Genomic DNA, 16568 nt, shown 5'->3' on the forward strand with positions numbered 1-16568 from the left:
CGGCATATCGATCTTCATCCTCGATTTCGGGGCAAGTGCACATTCAGATGATGTCTACTATTTTATAATATAGTTGACACATGAATAACCGGCCAATAAAGTGCACATTAAATCGCTAATTCACGTTAATTGACGTGTGAGTGTCAATTAAACGATTTAATAGACACGGGGAAGCCGGATTATGGTCAAACTGGGCTATGCACGGGTATCAACCAATCAACAAGATCTCGCCACACAACTTGAGAAGCTCAAGGCCGCCGGGGTCAAAGATCACAAGGACTTTCTGTTCACTGACAAGGCCAGCGGCAAGAACGACAAGCGCGATGGCCTGCAGCTACTCGTGACTAAGGCGCGGCAAGGAGATCACATCGTCATCAGCAAACTCGACCGGCTGGGGCGGAATACCGCCGACATGATACGAATCATCGAAGACCTCCATGAGCGGGGTATCACGCTCGAGTTTCTGGACGATGGCATCAGCACCCAGGGCTCAATGGGAAAGATGGTGACCACCATTCTGGCAGCCGTTGCCCAGGCAGAGCGCGAACGCATCCTAGAGCGCACCAATGAAGGCAGGCGGGCCGCGATGAGCCGAGGCGTCAGGATGGGGCGCAAGCCCTCGATCTCGCAAGCTGTCAGAGAGCGTGCGGTGCAGATGGTGGCGGATGGAAGACCGAAAGCCACAGTGGCCAAGGAGTTGGGATTCAGCCGGCAGAAGCTGTACGACATTCTTGATGAGTTCGCTTGACTAGGGTTGGTATCAGCAGGATGTCTGCTTTCACACCTCGTTGCGGTCTTTTGTAGGAGGCGAAGCTCTCCGCCCAATCATTCAGAATACCAAGACTTTCGCACGGAGAGCGATGAGGTGACTATTTGCTAGTATTCTGAATCCTAGCCTTTTTTGACGCCCACAAAAAGACAACCTTTCTCTTCTGTTCTTCAAAATATAGAGGAAACTCTCGCGAAAGAATTTTTTCCGCTAGCTCGAAGTTATTTTCAGAAATAGCATCCACCGCCATCTCGTGCGTATTCCGGTGAACGTGAACACCTATTCTGGACGAACGTGAACACCTGATTTCCCAGCGCATCACGTGTTGTGTTTTTTACTCTAGGTGTTCACGTTCCGTCAATTCACCTAGAACTTTCCGCATTGATTCCCCCTTCAGTGGCAGACGATGAGCGTTGTGCATCAGGCGATCTAAGATGGCATCGGCCAGCGTGTTGTCGCCGATAGCGGAGTACCACTGGTCCGTTGGTAACTGACTAATCATGATCGTGGAGGTTGTATTGTGCCGATCGTCCATAATCTCCATTAGGTCGTTGCGGTGGGCGGCATTGAGTGTCTCCAGCCCCCAGTCATCAATCAGCAGTAGTTGGGTCTTGGCAATTTGCTTTAGCACTCTCTGATAGCTGCCGTCGGCCTTCGCCTGAGTGAGTTCCAGTAGCAATCGAGACAACCTGAAGTAGCGTACGCTGTAGCCCTGTAAGCAAGCGTTATGGCCCAGAGCGCAGGCCAAGTAAGTCTTGCCACTGCCGCAGGGCCCGGTAATCAACAAATTTTGAGCGCGAGCAATCCAATCTCCTTGCGCAAGCCGAGCTATCTGATCCGGTTTGATGCTTCGTGGATGCTGGTAATCAATATCTTGCACAGTGGCACGCAGCTTGAAGCGCGCCTGGCTGACCAAGCGGCTTTGCTTGCGGTGCTCTCGCTCGAGACACTCTTGTTCGATCAGCAAACCAAATCGCTCCAAGAACGACAGGGCGTCATAAGTGCCGACCTGTTCGAGTTGCCTTTCTAGAGCCTCGGCCATGGCGCCGAGACGCAAGTCTCGCAGACGTGCGAGGGTAATAGCTGTTGTCATGAGTTTCTCCTTTAGTGGAAGTTATGTGGGCCGCGGATATTCTCGTGGTGCTGCGGTAGTTCAGTCGCAAGATTGAGTTGATCAGGCAGTTGATCCCGGTTGCTCTTCAAGATGGCCTTGACCTGTTTCAAGCGAAGCAAGCCTGAGCGATTGGCGATGCGACAGGCGGCGTTAAGGCGGCTAGCGGGATATTGCTTGCTGAGATTCAGCAATCCGAGACAGACCTTGTAGGCTTGCTCGGGATGTTCTCGAGCCTCAAGCTGGCTACTGACCCAGACCAATGTGTCTGCCCCAATATCTACTGCCCAGCGCTTTATACGCCCAGGTGACCACTGCTGCTGCGCTCGATGGCGTGTCGGCATATGACCGGGGTTAGTGGTAAAACCTGCGCGATGCTTGCGAGGGTGCGTAGCCACTAATTGTCGCCGGAAGTAGATCTCCACCAGCGTGTCGCTCGCATGTAGCTCCAAGCGTTCACCCACGTACTGGTGTGGCACCGAGTAGTGATGATCCTTGTATAAGACGTGGTAGTCGATATTGACCTTGACCGGCTTGATGTCGACATAGCGGTAAGGCTGGCTCGGCAATGGTCTGAGTGCTGGCCGGTCCAATTCCTCAAACGCGGATCGGCGGCATCCTGGTAGCTGCTTGAAGGGTCGGTTGTTCAAGTCCTCCAATAACGCTCGAATGCACTGGTTCAGCTCTGCTAGAGAGAAGAACGTATGATGACGCAAACGAGCCAGAATCCAGCGCTCGACGATCTGTACCGCCACCTCTGCCTTCGCTTTGTCTTTGGGTTTATACGGGCGAGCCGGGATAACCGCGACCTGATAGTGCTCCGCCCATTGCTGATAGCTGGGGTTGAGATCTGGATCATAGCGACACGCCTTGGTAACACCGCTGCGCAAATTGTCTGGCACGATCAGCGCTGTACAGCCGCCAAAGTAGTTCAGCATTCGAACATGGCTACCCAACCAGTCTGGGAGTGACTGCGTCCAAGTAGCTTCGGCGAAGGTGTAGTTAGAGGCGCCTAACGCAGCAACAAAGATTTGTGCTTCACGAACCTCACCGGTCTCGGCACTGACGACCGGCACAGTTGCGCCGGCATAGTCCACAAAACACTTCTCACCAGCCTTGTGATGCTGGCGCATAGATCGCTTTTGCTTCTTGCACCAACGCCGGTAGCGCTCGCAGAACTGGGAGTAACTGTAACAACGATTGGGATATTGCTGGGTGTATTCCTCCCATGCCAATTGCTTGGTCATGTGGGGGCGCTTGAGATCCTGGTGGAGAGCTGACCAGTCCGGCATCTGGAAGCGCGTTGAGCTACCGGTATCCGCCGAGGGGTAAAACAGCTGTGCCAGCTGGTTATCGTCCATGTCATCGGGTAACGGCCATTCGAGGCCGAGAGCAGCTGTCTTGGCTAACAACTTCTGGATGCTGCCGATGCTGAGCTTGGTGCTACGACTGATCTCACGAATTGAGAGGCCGCCGGATAGGCGGTGCCTGAGTACATCTCGAATTTTGCGCATTGTGATCCTCTTGCCTGGCATGAGCCCTCCCAAAAAAGCGGAAGAGCGTACCAAATCGTATGAATATCAATGCGTTGGGAATGATTCCGGTTGAGCGTGAACAGTGATTCCGGGATGGTGAACACCGATTCCGGAAAATGCGGCAAAGTGTTCACGTTAAACCAGAATGGGTGTTCACGTTCGTCCGGAATAGGTGTTCACGTTGAACCGGAATGGGTGTTCACGATGGGCCGGAATACGCACTCGAGCATAAATGCAGAGAGCGGGTCCAGCATCTCAATTGGCTTCTCGTTAGCGGGCTTCCTATTTGCTATAGCTGACTCTTGTTTCGCTATGCGTTCTCTGCCTGAAAAGTAATACTCATTCCTGTCTTTCCTTCCATCTACGAGTTCTCTTTCGGAATATTTATCGCTTAGGGCAATTTTTTTGACACTTGCAGTCGAGTTCTTTTTCGCTGCTGGCTGATGACTTTCGAGACGTTTAGCTGGAGCTTCTGGATTCCTATTTAGGGCAATTTTCACTAGGCGCTCATAGAGGGTGGAGAGGTCGTGAAAGACCTTCTTCGCATCCTCGTGATCCCTGTATTGAGATTCAAGCCACAATCCTGACAGTGCAATCGCGTAAGACCTACTGCGATCGAAATCATGCCGCTCACGCGCATCCTTGAACATTTCCTTACTCGACTTGAGTGCGCCGTCTCTGGACCAGTTCCCCTGCATGGCCATTAAATCAGTCACTCGCAGCAAAAAAATGTCAGCACATTCAGCTTTCCTATCAGCGCCCAAAGAATCAAACTGGCGAAGCGTAAGCTCTAGATCCCTTTTTAGTCGGCTCGCATGAGCACCTTCATTGGCTTCCTTAGCAGATTGCTTTATTGAATCCCAAATTCCCATTGAGAAAGTTCCCTCCCTTTCCTTCAGTTTATACGCAAGTCTCCTTTAGGCGAAAGCGGACCTGGCCGCTTCCACCTCACTAGGGACGGAACAGTCCTGTAGACCTTGATGCTCTGTGGTTGCGCTTCCGGCGAGAAGCCGACACGGGGTATCCAGCCGAGCCGGAAACCGGCTTAACTTGCTTTCAAATAGCGGTTGACCACTAAAAAAACAAGCGAGTAGTATATTTAGGCCAAATACTGGGTTTCCAGGGTGAAAGGATTGGGATTTTTCAGCAATATGAATAATAGGGCTCTGGAGGAGTTTGGTACTACCCCCCTTCACGTGACCATGCAAAAGAGCCAGTCCTGGGCAAGGATGCACCCGAAAAAACTTCGAGAAATACTTTCGCCACCGCGGATACACCTTCACACCTGAAGTGGCGCAGATTTTCAAGATGGCACTAAGCACCACTCCCGAAATGACGTATCGCGAATTCGTGGACTGTTACCTTGAGGAATAAGCTTAAGTGTCTCTGACAGTTTTATTCATAGCTCTACTGCATGGCGTGCCGGTTGGCATTGCCAATCTGGTTTGGGGTAAACACATCGGTTTCATCACCGCACTCATAATGAGCGTTATTGCGGTGGCATCTGGAGGCAGTCAATATGCAGGCGCGGATATCCTTATCATTTGGCTTATCTTCTTTCTGGTCTAGTACCATTGCTTAAACTAGGAGAGAGCGATGTTTGGCTTCAAAAGCAAGGAGACAATACGACGTATTTGTGCCGATCTCGGGCAAGCTGCAGTGGCACTGGAGGCGTTACCAGAACCCAGCAGATCAGATCAATTGGTCATGCTTTGGGCCGACAATATCTATCAGATAATCACTAGCACCGAAGCTATCCATGGTCTGAAGGTCAAAAAAAACACGAGATTTGATGGCTTTCTGCGGTACTACGTCAGTAAGGATCGTGATGGCCTGAAGAAGATGGTCGTTCAATTGAGGCAAGAACTACGCCGGAAGGGTCGCGCCATCGATAAGGGCAGCGATCTATACTTCTGTTTCACCAAAGACCTTCACTACTTCTGAGGCTCTAGCAAAGCCTACGTGTACTAGCATGCACAAGCAGAGAGCGAGCTCACTGCCTTCACTCGAGACGGACCATTGAATTCGACCGGTTAGCTGCCGCTTTCGATCCGGATCACGCTCTGAGTAAGGGTTTGCAAAGCTCGGTTGAAGGAATGCTGAGGGTTGTCAGTGCAGTAGGCCTCCAGCCAACGAGTCATCTTCTCGATTGATGTCTTACTCCCTGTCATACCATCGCCGCCAAACACTTTCTGAGCGGTGTTGAATCCAGTGAAGTACCCACCGATGTAGGTTCTGTACTCAATCCACTCCAGCGTCCCTTGCTCGCTTTGCTTACGCTTCGACGCCACGCTATTAAAATCGGCACATTTGAGATTTGCCAAACCCATCAAGTGCATCGTCTCCGCTTTGACGGTTGGGGGCGATGCGAATATGGCAAAGCAAACGAAGACGATTAACCACCTGGAATACGCACTGATAAGCATGATGACTCCCCCTGCGACTGAGAGTTAGGAGTTACACATCAAGCTGCCGGCCATAGCCGCAGCCGTGCCTGTACAAACCTTTGCGGGATCGACTTGGATGCCCAGTCTCGCCAGATCCAGCCGATCAGCATCCCAGCAACACGCCACCGAAGTACCTGTGTGTACCATACGACTACTATGAAAGCTGCTCGCCTCCACGATGAGATCAAACTCTGATTGCTTGAGAGTGTCTCACTAGATACCCGAGAGTTGAACGAAGCAGCCAGCAAGTTCATCGCTCCATCCGTAAAAATATTCGACACGAAATACCTGGTCAGTCCATCCGCCTGGGAAGTGTACGCGATTATACTGCAAGGCATCAGCCCACCGCGTTCGGAGCCTCAGTCAGATTCTCAATCTCTTCCGCCAGTTTCGCAGCTTCGGTTTCAAGCTCGGTGATTTCTGTCGCAATGTCGCTGGCTTGTGCATCGGCAACCTCCTGAAGAAGCTCCGGTTGCTCTTGCGTTAATCGATACAGCTCATAGTCACTGCTCTCTCGTAGCTCTTCGAGGGTTTCCAGTAGCTCCATGATTCGCGCCTGCAACGAATCGTAGAGCGCGCGCAGTTTCGTCAGGTCCGAATCGTCATCGAGATTGAGACCACCGAGCCCTTCGCGAGCGAGGAATCCGTCTAGATCTTCAGCGATCTCTCGGAGCCGCTGAATGTCTCCCCTGTCCCTGGCGCTGTTTATCTCGCTGGTCAGGCGCGTGTACAACTCGTGTTTCTCAGGGTCGTGGGCGTACCTGTCCGGGTGGTACAGGCGCACGAGCTTTCTCCAAAGCCGCTTTAGCTCCTGCTCCTCCTCTTCACTCAGCGCCTGGTTCTGAACGGCCAGCGCCGCTTCCCTTTTATACTCTTGCTCGGTCTCCGCTTGCGCCCTTTCGTGCTCCTGCTTGACCTCTTCTGCTTCTTCTTCGCCACCGACGAGCAGTAAATCGATGTACTTTCGGCGATAGCTGACCTTGAGTTTTAATTCATCAAGCTTCTGGTAGAAAGGGCGCAGTTTTTCAAACAGCCGTGATCTGACGACTTCTACTGCATGGTGCTCCTGTGTGTACTGCGCTTCCAGGTCCGCGAGACGCTCTCTGGCGCTTGCGATAAGGCTATTGAGTGTGGCGCGTTCTGCGGCCTGGTAGACGACCACCTCGCCGCTGTTGATGACTGGCGCACCTGTGACCGGAGTCTGCTTTTCCCCAAAGGCGCGGCCCGACTCCAACTGCTCCAGGTACCAGCGGCCCATAGATACACTCCGCGAGTTCTTAGCTTGTGCCAGCCACTCCAGCCATCCATGGAGGTCAGGGTCCTTTATCGCTTCTTGGTAGTCGCGCCCCTTGTACTTGCCAAAAGCGATTCGCGAGGGAAACCACGTCGCCGCCCCGAAATCAACAATTTCATCCCAGGTCAACAACCCTCGTTGTTTAGCGAGTGGTTTCAAGACCTGTTGCATAAGGTCGGCAACGGTCTCCACGTCGCCCAGTGCGGTGTGCGCTCCTCGCTCTGGCAACCGATAGTACTGACGGAGGGTCTGGAGCTTGTGGTTACCGGCGGGGACGGGGTCCAGCAAGCGTTGAGCCAATTCGAGTGCGCAGAAGCCGCGATTGCCAATGGGCGCGACACCCAGCCGAGACCACTCCGGCTGCAGGACACTGTCCAGGTCGTACTTAAGGTTGTAGGACACAAGGGGAAGGTCACCGACATACTCGGCAAAGTCCTCGTAAACGTTGAGGGGCGGGTCGCCGTCACGCTCCAAAATCTCGCGAGTGTAACCGTTGACTCTCGACGCCTCGGGAGACATGTCTGAGTTGTGGTTTAACAACCGACGGAATGGCTCGCCCTCAGGCTCCCATCCGCGCATACGCTGCGCAGCAAGCTCGACGACAAAGACGGGCGCCTTGATGCCCGAGGTTTCAGTGTCGAGGAGTATCCAAGGGGTTTGGTTCATAGTCAGAAGGGGACTGTATCAGGCGAATTCAATACCTTGTCAGGACCCTCGTCTGCATAACTGACGACGGTGCCACCATTTAATACAAACTCGCGAGGTGCATTTATGATTTTTACGCCGCCGTCGCACCGCAATTTTCTAATAGTAGGCACTGGGAAGAGGTCCAGCTCGCTAAGCTCATTATTGCGGCAGTCAAGTTCGAATAGCTTTGGCACTGGAGACAGATCTAGCTCGGTGAGCTGGTTATGGTTGCAGTACAGAAGACCAAGCTCCGGTACCGCAGAGAGGTCCAGCTCGGTCAGCTGATTGGTTTCGCAATCAAAGGCGTCAAGCTTAGGCACTGCAGAGAGGTCCAGCTCGGTCAGCTGATTGTGATTGCATCCTAGGGCTTCAAGCTCGGGTACCGCAGAAAGATCTAGCTGGGTGAGCTGGTTCGAGGCGCAAAATAGAAACTGGAGCTCAGCCACCGCAGAGAGGTCCAGCTCGCTGAGCTGATTACCGTCGCAGTATAGCTCGGTTAGCTTTGGCACCGGGGAGAGGTTCAGCTCTCTGAGCTGATTCCTAGCGCAACTCAGAAACGTAAGCTCAGGTACGGCGGAGAGGTCCAGCTCAGTGAGTCGATTCGGGGCAGATAAAAGCGAAAGTAAATCATCTTTCGATGTTTTGACGGGTATTTCGAGGACTTGCAGATAAGGCAAAATTGGATACCAAGTAGAGATGTTATCAGGCCATTCACCTCGAACGTACAGTTCCCGAATCATCAGTCCACGTCCCCAAATCCCGGGAGCATCTTTCAACCGATCTAGGTCCCATACTAAGCTGGTGATGGCGCCGTCTTTCACAACAAAACGCTGTTCCTCAGGCGTAGCCTCACGGCACTTGGAATCCTCCAGCACGTTAAGCAAAGCTTCAGGCGCCATTCCCAGCGCTTCAGCCCACCGAAGAATCTGCTGGTAGTCAGGCTCACGGAACTCATAGTCGCCGAGCTTGAAGCGTGCCTGACTGACCTCGTGAGACCGCGTCCGAGCGAGCACGTCTTGAGTCATCCGACTGACTAGTTGGTTGGCCTTCGACGTCGATACGGCGAGCTCCGAACCAGGCCGTGGGATTAGTGATCTTTTTCTTCCCTCGTCCAATTTGAAATCCTCAGGGGTCTTTATAGCTATCTGCCAAGGCTTAGAATCAGAAGAATATCAGAATACCCCAACCACGGAAGGTGGCTCTCACAAATTCGCCAGTCCGCTCTGTGGCGGCTGCAGAAATCAAAGGCGGTTATGTCATATCCGTGTAGGATAGAGCGCGTAATGGCACACGATTACACTGCCAAAATTACGAGCTCTACGAGGCCGGAGTTGATGCCCCGGGAAGAAGAAAAGGCGTTTATAGCAGCGATCAGGAAAGCCAAAAACGTGCAAGAGATTCACGCGGCGCTAGAGTTGCTGCCGCTGCCCCCCAGCGATTCTCCCACGGAGCCCCCTGAGACGTTAGGGGATCTGTGGCTGGCCATCCTTCAGGAAAATTCAGCGGGTGGCTTGAAGGACGGCTCGATCTGAATAGCGTCTGGCATCTTGCTGGAAATTGTTAGCTCTACCACATATACCGCCCGCGTTGCTTCACTGTGTAGTCGCCATCCATGATGTTCAACTCCTTGATTGCCTTGATTGCGGCAGCCGGGTCGAACGGCGACATTTCAACGTAAATCGTTCTAACGATCGTGCCATCAGGAGCCACTTCAACTTCCTCGGTGCGACTGACTTCGCGCTTGCCCCCAGCCTCAGTTGCGAGTGCCCATAGCCGCTCTCTCTTTGCCTGCGTTGTGATTTCCAGCCGCTGTCTAATTTTTCTTTGTCGTCGTGCGACCGCATCAATGATATGAGGTTTATTCAGGTTCTCATGGGCAACTGCACCTAGGGTGGCAGAGCTACCTCGATAGCCAGCGGCACGTGCAGCCGCGGTTCCATTGCCCCCGGTCTGGATGTAATTCTCCACAAACAGTAATTGCTTTTGAGTTAGCGCCTCTGTTGTCATCATCGTCTTCTCATCAACATGCCGTTTTTCACCGGTATTATTGGGCCACTCTGAAATTGAGTGCCAAAGGACGGCCTTCATTGAACTGCAGACCAGCACCAAAATTAAGGCCGATGGTGCCTTCAAATTCACCGTTCCGCTGCTTTTCCACAATGAATCGCTGGTCGAAATGCTTTTCAACGTATCCAGCTTCGGCCTCTGTGAGACGAATACCACTATCGCGCTTGACGGTAAGCCTCACCTTTTTCTTGTCTGCCCAATGTATGAACACATTGTGCACAAGATCGGTAAGCTCACCTGCCCCGCGAACATCAAACTTGTTGGGTATGTATTCCTCGCCCTGCGAGCTAGGTTTGCGAACGTGGCATACCAGGTGGATGTGTATTTGGAAAACTTTTGCCGTTGCGCACAGTGCGTCGATGAAGTCCTTCTCTGCTCCGCGCTCACCATACGGCAACCCGCACTTTGTCAGGGAGTCGATCAAGATGTGTCTGCAGCCCATCTCCTTCGCCATATAAAACACGGCACCCAGGACGCGAGAGGATGGCGTAGTGTCCAGCTTGTCGTAGTATGCAAGGTTCTGATGATTCCACTCGGCCCAGGCATGGATAAATTCCGGAGCAGGGTCTTGCGTCCCTGCCGCTTGTTGACACATGCGTTTCTGGGTGTCCCTGACAGGCATTTCAAAGCTGGCGATGCCAGCGGGCTCACCCTGGGCCGCAAACCATTGCATCATTTGCCCGGTGACCATGCTTTTGCGGTGGCCGTTCATGCCCGCGTGGATTGAGACCTCGCCGGGACGGAAGCGCACAAGATCTTGTGCTTTTACCCAAGGCAATTTAGCGCCGGTGAGCACCTCGCCATTCTTGAAGTGGTCAAGGAGTTCGTCGGTGTATTCGTTGCCCCAGCGGATACTCTGGGACTCTTGCCGGCCAAGGAAGGCTATCAAGTCCTTGTCGGTGTAGGAGACCTGGCTGTCATTGAAGTTCATACAATGTACTCCAGCGTGTCTGCGGCCACAGAACCAACTTCGTTGTCCCAGCCACGATCCCGGATCCATCGCTCGACGTGCTGGAAGTTGGCGGCAAACTGGCCTTGCGCTCTAAGGTCGCGCTTGACACGCACCTGTTGCTCAAGGCGAGCCCTGATCTCTTTCTCAAACTCGGGTGTTGGCTTCAACCTCTGCCACTGGTCGAGGGCGCGTTTACGATTACCCTTTTCACCCATGTCTGTTGGCCATGAATTCCAGAAGTCATCAAACCGCTCGGCTAGCGACGCAGCCGTGCCTTCCTTTCCTTCCTTCCTTCCTTCCGCTTGTGCATACACTTCACGTGAAGGTGACGCCTCACCCTCGCGTCGCTCATGCGTGCCGCACGCGTCGTGGCCCTTGTGCTCGCCGGCGATCACCTCATCTGCATCGTCAATCGAGGGCAAAGCCGAGCCAGACTCTCGGTTGTTTATGACCTGGTGCTTTGCAAAGGTCGGTATGCAGCCAAACAACTCGTCACCAACACGATACTTAACGATGAAACCACCCGTGAGCCACGCGTCAAGCACGCGTGAGAAGTCCAGATTGTCGTGAGGAAGAACCTGCGCTTTTAGAGTTCGTGGACGCCAACGAAATCGCCCTTCTCTGTCGGCTACCGTGAATAACATCACCCAGGCGAACCGAACCGGGAGCCCTGTTGCTTCCTCCAGGTCAAACATACCTTCATGGGCCGATAGTTCTGGCTTCACTGTTCGTATGCGCGCCATCAGGCCACCTCTCTGTCTGCTGACCGCTGACGTTGAAATGCGGTGAGTTCGGCCGCCATGAGCCAGCCCGGCAGATTCGCTCCTGCCGCTCGTTCATGCACGCAAAGCTCAAGCGTCAGGCGGTCAAGCTCCGTGAAGTAGCCTGACCGGTACACGTCATCATCGGTGGCAAGCTGCCCGTGGTCGTTAAAAAGAGGGGCGCCAGCCTCGTCAACATAGTAGGCAGGCATACCAGCGAAACTCGGTTCGCGGCGGCGGATCACTTCGAGTACCCACAGATAAAATTGAGGCCCCCTAACAAGTACGTCCTTCCGTCAGGGTAAACTCGAAACAAGTTGACGATCGCGCCTTCCTCATTCCGGATGAGCGTCACAAGCGCGTCTTGGTACCTGCGTATTTGCAACCCGCCAGGAATATTGGCGGCTGTCGAAGGATCCAACAAAATGACTGGAGAAGCCGTATCCCAAATTTCCTGCGCCAACTCAGCCAAGTTAGTCATTTTTTGCCACCTCGTCATCACGAGTGACGGGCACAGAATCTCGAACGACTGAGGGTAGGAGCAACTTACGTCGAGCCAATAGTTGGCGTACCAATGCTCTTATTTCAGCGTCCGAACAACCAGCGATTCGCGCCGAGTTGATGGCATCAACTTCATAGTCTGGCCAGCCCACAGCGCGCGGGCCTAATGGAACTGGGGCAGTAAACAGCCCTAGCTGAATATCAAGATAGTGTGCGCTGCGGGATCGACCGCGCTCGCGGAGTACCGAAGGAAGGCGAAGAATTGTAGTGGCCATGTCTGTACCTCATAGGCTCTAGCGGAACGTCTCCGCATAACCTTCTGCATGACATGTCACAAAACCAAATAAAATCCTTTATAAACAAAACGTTAGAATTACCCGATCTGTCATGACAATTCCGGATTTGTCATTACTCATGGCCTAGTTCGTTGGCCCTGAGCCACTTGTCCGCATCATCGTCTTCGAAGTCGAACCTTGTCTCAGAGTTCGCAAACTCGCGTCCCTGGGCTTCCAGGTAATCTCGCGATAAAGTTCTGCGCTGAGCATCGACTTTCGCGCGCTCGTCTAAGCGACCGCGATGATCATGTATTGCAAATTTTGGTCGCCAGCCCAAGTCCTGACTGTGAGGCTGAAATGGGTCTATCTGGAAACCGAGTCGTTCGCGAAGTGTCTTACGCAGCCGCTCCATGATCTTGGCATTCTTCACTTCAGCATTGCAGAATTTCTTCTTCTTCGCCAGACCGACCAACACCGCTGCCTTTTGGTTCAATGAGCCCCGCCGTCTATCCACAAGATCGAACTCTGCAAGAGATACACGCCGCTTTTCGCCTCGCGCAGAGATTTCAAGCATATTGTTCCCGGATAATCCGGATTCGACAACATCGCCAAGGATAGTGATGGTAATCTCACTGGGGTTGAGTTTATCCATATCACGAAAAACAGAGCATCGGTCGCTGTCTGAGGTTTGTTTCGCAATGGCCGGATTACTAGCCGGTGATTTCGTTTCGAGTCCACCGAGGGCAATCGATGAGTTCGTTCCTACATCCAGACAATCCTCAGACTCAACCTGTTCGATTTGCCTCACCTGAAACAAGCCTGCAGAAAGAGGGGGATAGTATGAATCTTCGCTGTGAGTCCATTGCGTGCAAGTAAACGTTGGATGAATGTCGAGCAAACGCGATTCTCTGACCTTTGCACGAATGAAAGCTACCACATTCGGGATATAGGCCTGATTACTCCATCGGCTGATCAGCGCCGTACCGGTAATGTAGCGATCTGCTGGTTTAAACCTATCAACATCCTCCTGGCGAAACCAACACCCCATAAGGAGTTCAAGGTAATCCTCGCCAAGATATTCCTCGAAGCGAAACTTTGGAGGCGAGCTCAGTTCGTTCGCGTTCTCGAATGCCGCAATGCCTCCATTGCCTGGTTCTAAGAAGATCCATACCGCAAGCTCGTCGGGTGTCGCCCCCAACCGATCGGCCAGTAACTTCATGGCTTTGGGGTAGGGGATATAATCGCGAGCAGAAATTGAACCGCGGGCCACTATGAGGCCTCCTCCACATCAATAGACTGACTTCAATGCTACCAGCTATTAGTTCGAGAGGCTCCGCGACTCATTCGACTAGCCCACGTAAAATGCCGAAGGTGTAACTAGGAAGTGGCTGTCCATTTTAGTGTCGCTACTTGGGTCATCATGGTATTTCAGATCCATATTACTCCACTGAATAGCCATCACCAGTACACTCAATACATCCCAAACCGGGCTGACATTACGTCTTAGGAACACGCTTAGGAACACTAACGAACACTTTAATTATTATTTCGTATTTAAAACAAATATATAGGTTAATAGTTCAACTCCCGCCGCCTCCACCAAACACCCATCCAAGCAAGTCAAAAGAAATCCAGGAAGGCCGCTGTTGAATGCCCGGTGGCGGTCACTACTCCTGGATAAAGAAACGCAGCCGCGTGGGCTCTGACAGGTTACCGCGCCCACCGTTTGCGCAGATGTCCACCGCCGTGCTCGCGGACCGCACATCCTGATCGTCCGTGTAGCAGACCCTGTACATGCCGTTCGCGGCGTCGAAGCTCTCGAAGACGGCGTAGCCCGTCAGGTCGTCCCTGTCCGTGTCCGCGAGTTGCGTGTAGTTGATGACCGTGTCGTTGAGTTCGAAGGTGTACTTTCCGGTAGCGAAGAGCGGCCCGGCGCGCTTGCTGTAGTTGCCGTTCTCAGAAAAGCGATAGGTCACCGAGAGGCCAGACTCGCGCACCAGGAACGCCGTCGACTGGATGAGCGCCGGGTCAAATGCATCCGTGGGAATCTGCACAAACTGGGGTACGAGGAAAATACTTCCTCCTGTCGCTCGAGGAAGCCCATCAGGATGTCATTGCCCTCGAAGCCCGACGTGAAGAGCCGGCAGGACCCATCGGAGCCGCCACACAGGCCGCGCTGGCGCTTAAGCCAGCTGTCGAAGCGGTAGCCGGTCGCCGGTTCGCCGCGGAAGGTTTCATCAAAAAACAGGTCCACGACATCGATTTCGCAAACCGCGCCAGTCTCGCAGTCGTAGCTACCAGACTCGGTGGTGACACGGCCACCTTCCGGCACCTCGATGCGGATCTTGCAGCCACCCAGCAGAAGGGTGGACAAGGTGATGACTATCAGAATCGACTGCTTCATTATGGGTACTCCCTCGGATTCGCTGTCAGGACAGAATTCGCAATTCGCACCCGCAGGGTAGGACCTGAGACAAGTGAAGTGACGAAAACTGGACGAAAGTTCACGAAATCAGCGCGAAATTCGCGGAAAACGGCATTAAGGGCGGTATGTGAATGACTTCTGCAGTGGCCTCAGGAGCACTTAGGCAATTTGAGCATTTTGCGATCGACACAAGTCGGGGCGCGGTCCTGCGGGACGGCGAGACGATCACGCTGCGGCCGCAGTCGTTCCGCGTTCTGCAGTACCTGGCGGCCAACCCCGGCCGCCTGATTAGCAAAGAAGAGCTCTTCGACAGGATCTGGGGTGAGCCGAACTGCGGCAGATCCGCGGGCGGGACATCGCCATGGTCTTCCAGGACCCGATGACCTGCCTCAATCCCTACATGACCATTGGCGACCAGCTGATGGAGCCCCTGCGCTATCACCACGGGGTCGACAAGGCAGAAGCGCGAGAGCGGGCCATTGCCCTGCTGGAAGAAGTGGGTCTGCGCGATCCGCAGACTACCATCGACCAGTATCCCCACCAGTTTTCCGGCGGCATGCGCCAGCGGGTGATGATCGCCATGGCGCTGATCAACGAGCCCAAGCTGCTGATCGCCGATGAACCGACAATAGCCCTGGATGTGACCATCCAGGCGCAGATTCTGCGCCTGCTGGCGGATCTGCAGAAGCGCCACGATGTCGGGGTGATCTTCATCAGTCACGACCTGGCGGTGGTGGCGGATATCGCCGACCACATTGTGGTGATGGAGAAGGGGCGCGTGGTGGAGCGGGGTGATCGCCGGGCGATCTTCGAGCACGCCGAACACCGCTACACCCGCAAGTTGCTGGCGGCTATCCCAGGGGGCAGCAAGGTGCCGACGGAGTCCGTGGGCGAGGACCTGGTGACGGTGCGTCACCTGTGTACCTGGTTTGGCCAGGGCAAGCATCGCGAACCGGTCAAGGCAGTGGACGACGTCAGCTTCTCGATCCGCCGCGGGGAGATTCTCGGGCTGGTGGGGGAGTCGGGCAGTGGCAAGTCCACCATCGGGCGCTCGCTGTTGCGCCTGGTGCCGGTAACCAGCGGTGAAGTGAACTTCGACGGGATAGATGTCACTGCCCTGGAGGGCAAGGCCCTCAAGCAGATGCGCCGGCGCATGCAGATGATTTTCCAGGATCCCTACGCGTCCCTGAATCCTCGCATGACCGTCTTCGACACCCTGGCGGAGCCGCTGCTGCTGCACGGCATCGAGACCCGCAGGAGCGTGGAGCAGGGGGTGCTCAAGCTGATGGATGACGTCGGTCTGGCCCGCGCCTTCATTCGCAAGTATCCCCACGAGTTTTCCGGCGGCCAGCGCCAGCGCATTGCCATCGGTCGCGCCCTGGCCACCCGGCCCGAGTTCGTGGTGGCGGATGAGCCGGTGTCGGCTCTGGATGTCACCATCCAGGCGCAGATTCTGGACCTGATGCTCGCCCTGGGGCAGGAGTACGGGCTGACCATGCTCTTCGTGTCCCATGATCTCGCGGTGGTGCGGCATATCGCCGATCGCATTATCGTCCTATACAAGGGGCGCATCGTGGAGGAGGGGCCCGGCCAACAGCTTTTCGAGCAGCCGAAGGAGGCCTACACGCGCCAGTTGCTGGAGTCGATTCCCGGCCGCAGCCTGCTTTAGCGCGTGAACCGAGGCGAACACGTCGGCCTTTCCGCAGGCTGCGATTCGGAAGAAATCTGCATCGAGTGAGCATCA

19 protein-coding genes and 1 pseudogene are annotated in these 16568 nt (G+C 54.1%); 6 read left to right on the top strand and 14 right to left on the bottom strand.

Features of this window, described 5'->3' with window-relative positions; all coding sequences use genetic code 11:
- Positions 1-181: 181 nt before the first annotated feature.
- Positions 182-748 carry a recombinase family protein gene (locus R3E49_RS07300; protein WP_371294446.1) on the top strand — a complete coding sequence of 189 codons (567 nt, stop codon included), beginning with the start codon at positions 182-184 and terminating at the stop codon, positions 746-748.
- A gap of 355 nt (positions 749-1103) precedes the next feature.
- Here the strand turns inward: R3E49_RS07300 and istB are convergent, their stop codons facing one another.
- From istB to R3E49_RS07315, 3 genes are all read right to left on the bottom strand, one after another.
- Entirely contained in the window at positions 1104-1862 is a 759-nt protein-coding gene (gene istB, locus R3E49_RS07305; protein WP_371294447.1) for an IS21-like element helper ATPase IstB, read from the bottom strand.
- A gap of 11 nt (positions 1863-1873) precedes the next feature.
- Entirely contained in the window at positions 1874-3415 is a 1542-nt protein-coding gene (istA, locus tag R3E49_RS07310) for an IS21 family transposase (RefSeq protein WP_371294448.1), read from the bottom strand.
- Positions 3416-3591: 176 nt separating this feature from the next.
- Positions 3592-4287 carry a hypothetical protein gene (locus tag R3E49_RS07315; RefSeq protein WP_371294449.1) on the bottom strand — a complete coding sequence of 232 codons (696 nt, stop codon included), beginning with the start codon at positions 4285-4287 and terminating at the stop codon, positions 3592-3594.
- A 508-nt stretch (positions 4288-4795) separates the two neighbouring features.
- Between R3E49_RS07315 and R3E49_RS07320 the strand changes: the two genes are divergently transcribed.
- Positions 4796-4984, top strand: coding sequence for a hypothetical protein (locus R3E49_RS07320; protein ID WP_371294450.1), 189 nt, complete (start codon positions 4796-4798; stop codon positions 4982-4984).
- A 27-nt stretch (positions 4985-5011) separates the two neighbouring features.
- Positions 5012-5359, top strand: a complete 348-nt coding sequence (locus R3E49_RS07325; protein WP_371294451.1) for a hypothetical protein — start codon at positions 5012-5014, stop codon at positions 5357-5359.
- 89 nt (positions 5360-5448) lie between these two features.
- Here the strand turns inward: R3E49_RS07325 and R3E49_RS07330 are convergent, their stop codons facing one another.
- The 3 genes from R3E49_RS07330 to R3E49_RS07340 all read right to left on the bottom strand — a co-directional run bounded on the left by R3E49_RS07330 (position 5449) and on the right by R3E49_RS07340 (position 8868).
- Complete coding sequence (locus tag R3E49_RS07330; protein ID WP_371294452.1) at positions 5449-5841, bottom strand: hypothetical protein; 393 nt, start codon at positions 5839-5841, stop codon at positions 5449-5451.
- A gap of 358 nt (positions 5842-6199) precedes the next feature.
- Positions 6200-7822, bottom strand: coding sequence for an exonuclease domain-containing protein (locus R3E49_RS07335; RefSeq protein ID WP_371294453.1), 1623 nt, complete (start codon positions 7820-7822; stop codon positions 6200-6202).
- A gap of 2 nt (positions 7823-7824) precedes the next feature.
- On the bottom strand, positions 7825-8868 hold the full coding sequence (locus R3E49_RS07340) for a leucine-rich repeat domain-containing protein (protein WP_371294454.1): 1044 nt from the start codon (positions 8866-8868) through the stop codon (positions 7825-7827).
- A gap of 258 nt (positions 8869-9126) precedes the next feature.
- On the opposite strand from R3E49_RS07340, the gene R3E49_RS07345 reads away from it, so the two are divergent.
- Positions 9127-9375: a hypothetical protein gene (locus R3E49_RS07345; RefSeq protein WP_371294455.1), complete on the top strand. Its 249-nt coding sequence runs from the start codon at positions 9127-9129 to the stop codon at positions 9373-9375.
- A 34-nt stretch (positions 9376-9409) separates the two neighbouring features.
- On the opposite strand, the gene R3E49_RS07350 is transcribed toward R3E49_RS07345, so the two are convergent.
- The 8 genes from R3E49_RS07350 to R3E49_RS07385 all read right to left on the bottom strand — a co-directional run bounded on the left by R3E49_RS07350 (position 9410) and on the right by R3E49_RS07385 (position 14803).
- Positions 9410-9931, bottom strand: coding sequence for a terminase small subunit (locus R3E49_RS07350; RefSeq protein WP_371294456.1), 522 nt, complete (start codon positions 9929-9931; stop codon positions 9410-9412).
- Positions 9888-10841, bottom strand: a complete 954-nt coding sequence (locus R3E49_RS07355) for an AAA family ATPase (RefSeq protein ID WP_371294457.1) — start codon at positions 10839-10841, stop codon at positions 9888-9890. The genes R3E49_RS07350 and R3E49_RS07355 overlap by 44 nt, the downstream gene beginning before the upstream one ends.
- Positions 10838-11605, bottom strand: coding sequence for a hypothetical protein (locus R3E49_RS07360; RefSeq protein ID WP_371294458.1), 768 nt, complete (start codon positions 11603-11605; stop codon positions 10838-10840). Before R3E49_RS07360 ends, R3E49_RS07355 begins: the two co-directional genes overlap by 4 nt.
- On the bottom strand, positions 11605-11835 hold the full coding sequence (locus R3E49_RS07365; protein ID WP_371294459.1) for a hypothetical protein: 231 nt from the start codon (positions 11833-11835) through the stop codon (positions 11605-11607). The genes R3E49_RS07360 and R3E49_RS07365 overlap by 1 nt, the downstream gene beginning before the upstream one ends.
- A 261-nt stretch (positions 11836-12096) precedes the next feature.
- Positions 12097-12399: a helix-turn-helix transcriptional regulator gene (locus R3E49_RS07370; protein ID WP_371294460.1), complete on the bottom strand. Its 303-nt coding sequence runs from the start codon at positions 12397-12399 to the stop codon at positions 12097-12099.
- A gap of 133 nt (positions 12400-12532) precedes the next feature.
- Positions 12533-13669 carry a hypothetical protein gene (locus R3E49_RS07375; protein WP_371294461.1) on the bottom strand — a complete coding sequence of 379 codons (1137 nt, stop codon included), beginning with the start codon at positions 13667-13669 and terminating at the stop codon, positions 12533-12535.
- Positions 13670-14066: 397 nt separating this feature from the next.
- Positions 14067-14396, bottom strand: a complete 330-nt coding sequence (locus tag R3E49_RS07380) for a hypothetical protein (RefSeq protein WP_371294462.1) — start codon at positions 14394-14396, stop codon at positions 14067-14069.
- Complete coding sequence (locus R3E49_RS07385) at positions 14372-14803, bottom strand: hypothetical protein (protein ID WP_371294463.1); 432 nt, start codon at positions 14801-14803, stop codon at positions 14372-14374. Before R3E49_RS07385 ends, R3E49_RS07380 begins: the two co-directional genes overlap by 25 nt.
- 152 nt (positions 14804-14955) lie before the next feature.
- On the opposite strand from R3E49_RS07385, the gene R3E49_RS07390 reads away from it, so the two are divergent.
- Entirely contained in the window at positions 14956-15207 is a 252-nt protein-coding gene (locus R3E49_RS07390; RefSeq protein ID WP_371294464.1) for a transcriptional regulator, read from the top strand.
- Positions 15153-16493 (top strand): annotated as a pseudogene (locus R3E49_RS07395) (dipeptide ABC transporter ATP-binding protein); the annotation flags it as partial. The gene R3E49_RS07390 and the pseudogene R3E49_RS07395, both read left to right, overlap by 55 nt.
- Positions 16494-16568 lie beyond the last annotated feature (75 nt).

Origin of the sequence: Haliea sp. (assembly GCF_041395985.1) — a bacterium.
Taxonomy (GTDB): domain Bacteria; phylum Pseudomonadota; class Gammaproteobacteria; order Pseudomonadales; family Halieaceae; genus Haliea.

What these genes read in the sequence shown, in the direction of transcription:
- R3E49_RS07315 (WP_371294449.1), bottom strand. Translation starts at nt 4,287, where the DNA reads ATGGGAATTTGGGATTCAATAAAGCAATCTGCTAAGGAAGCCAATGAA.
- istB (WP_371294447.1), bottom strand. Translation starts at nt 1,862, where the DNA reads ATGACAACAGCTATTACCCTCGCACGTCTGCGAGACTTGCGTCTCGGC.
- R3E49_RS07300 (WP_371294446.1), top strand. Translation starts at nt 182, where the DNA reads ATGGTCAAACTGGGCTATGCACGGGTATCAACCAATCAACAAGATCTC.
- R3E49_RS07350 (WP_371294456.1), bottom strand. Translation starts at nt 9,931, where the DNA reads ATGAAGGCCGTCCTTTGGCACTCAATTTCAGAGTGGCCCAATAATACC.
- R3E49_RS07355 (WP_371294457.1), bottom strand. Translation starts at nt 10,841, where the DNA reads ATGAACTTCAATGACAGCCAGGTCTCCTACACCGACAAGGACTTGATA.
- istA (WP_371294448.1), bottom strand. Translation starts at nt 3,415, where the DNA reads ATGCCAGGCAAGAGGATCACAATGCGCAAAATTCGAGATGTACTCAGG.
- R3E49_RS07325 (WP_371294451.1), top strand. Translation starts at nt 5,012, where the DNA reads ATGTTTGGCTTCAAAAGCAAGGAGACAATACGACGTATTTGTGCCGAT.
- R3E49_RS07335 (WP_371294453.1), bottom strand. Translation starts at nt 7,822, where the DNA reads ATGAACCAAACCCCTTGGATACTCCTCGACACTGAAACCTCGGGCATC.
- R3E49_RS07385 (WP_371294463.1), bottom strand. Translation starts at nt 14,803, where the DNA reads ATGAAGCAGTCGATTCTGATAGTCATCACCTTGTCCACCCTTCTGCTG.
- R3E49_RS07390 (WP_371294464.1), top strand. Translation starts at nt 14,956, where the DNA reads ATGACTTCTGCAGTGGCCTCAGGAGCACTTAGGCAATTTGAGCATTTT.
- R3E49_RS07340 (WP_371294454.1), bottom strand. Translation starts at nt 8,868, where the DNA reads ATGACTCAAGACGTGCTCGCTCGGACGCGGTCTCACGAGGTCAGTCAG.
- R3E49_RS07365 (WP_371294459.1), bottom strand. Translation starts at nt 11,835, where the DNA reads ATGCCTGCCTACTATGTTGACGAGGCTGGCGCCCCTCTTTTTAACGAC.
- R3E49_RS07370 (WP_371294460.1), bottom strand. Translation starts at nt 12,399, where the DNA reads ATGGCCACTACAATTCTTCGCCTTCCTTCGGTACTCCGCGAGCGCGGT.
- R3E49_RS07345 (WP_371294455.1), top strand. Translation starts at nt 9,127, where the DNA reads ATGGCACACGATTACACTGCCAAAATTACGAGCTCTACGAGGCCGGAG.
- R3E49_RS07360 (WP_371294458.1), bottom strand. Translation starts at nt 11,605, where the DNA reads ATGGCGCGCATACGAACAGTGAAGCCAGAACTATCGGCCCATGAAGGT.
- R3E49_RS07330 (WP_371294452.1), bottom strand. Translation starts at nt 5,841, where the DNA reads ATGCTTATCAGTGCGTATTCCAGGTGGTTAATCGTCTTCGTTTGCTTT.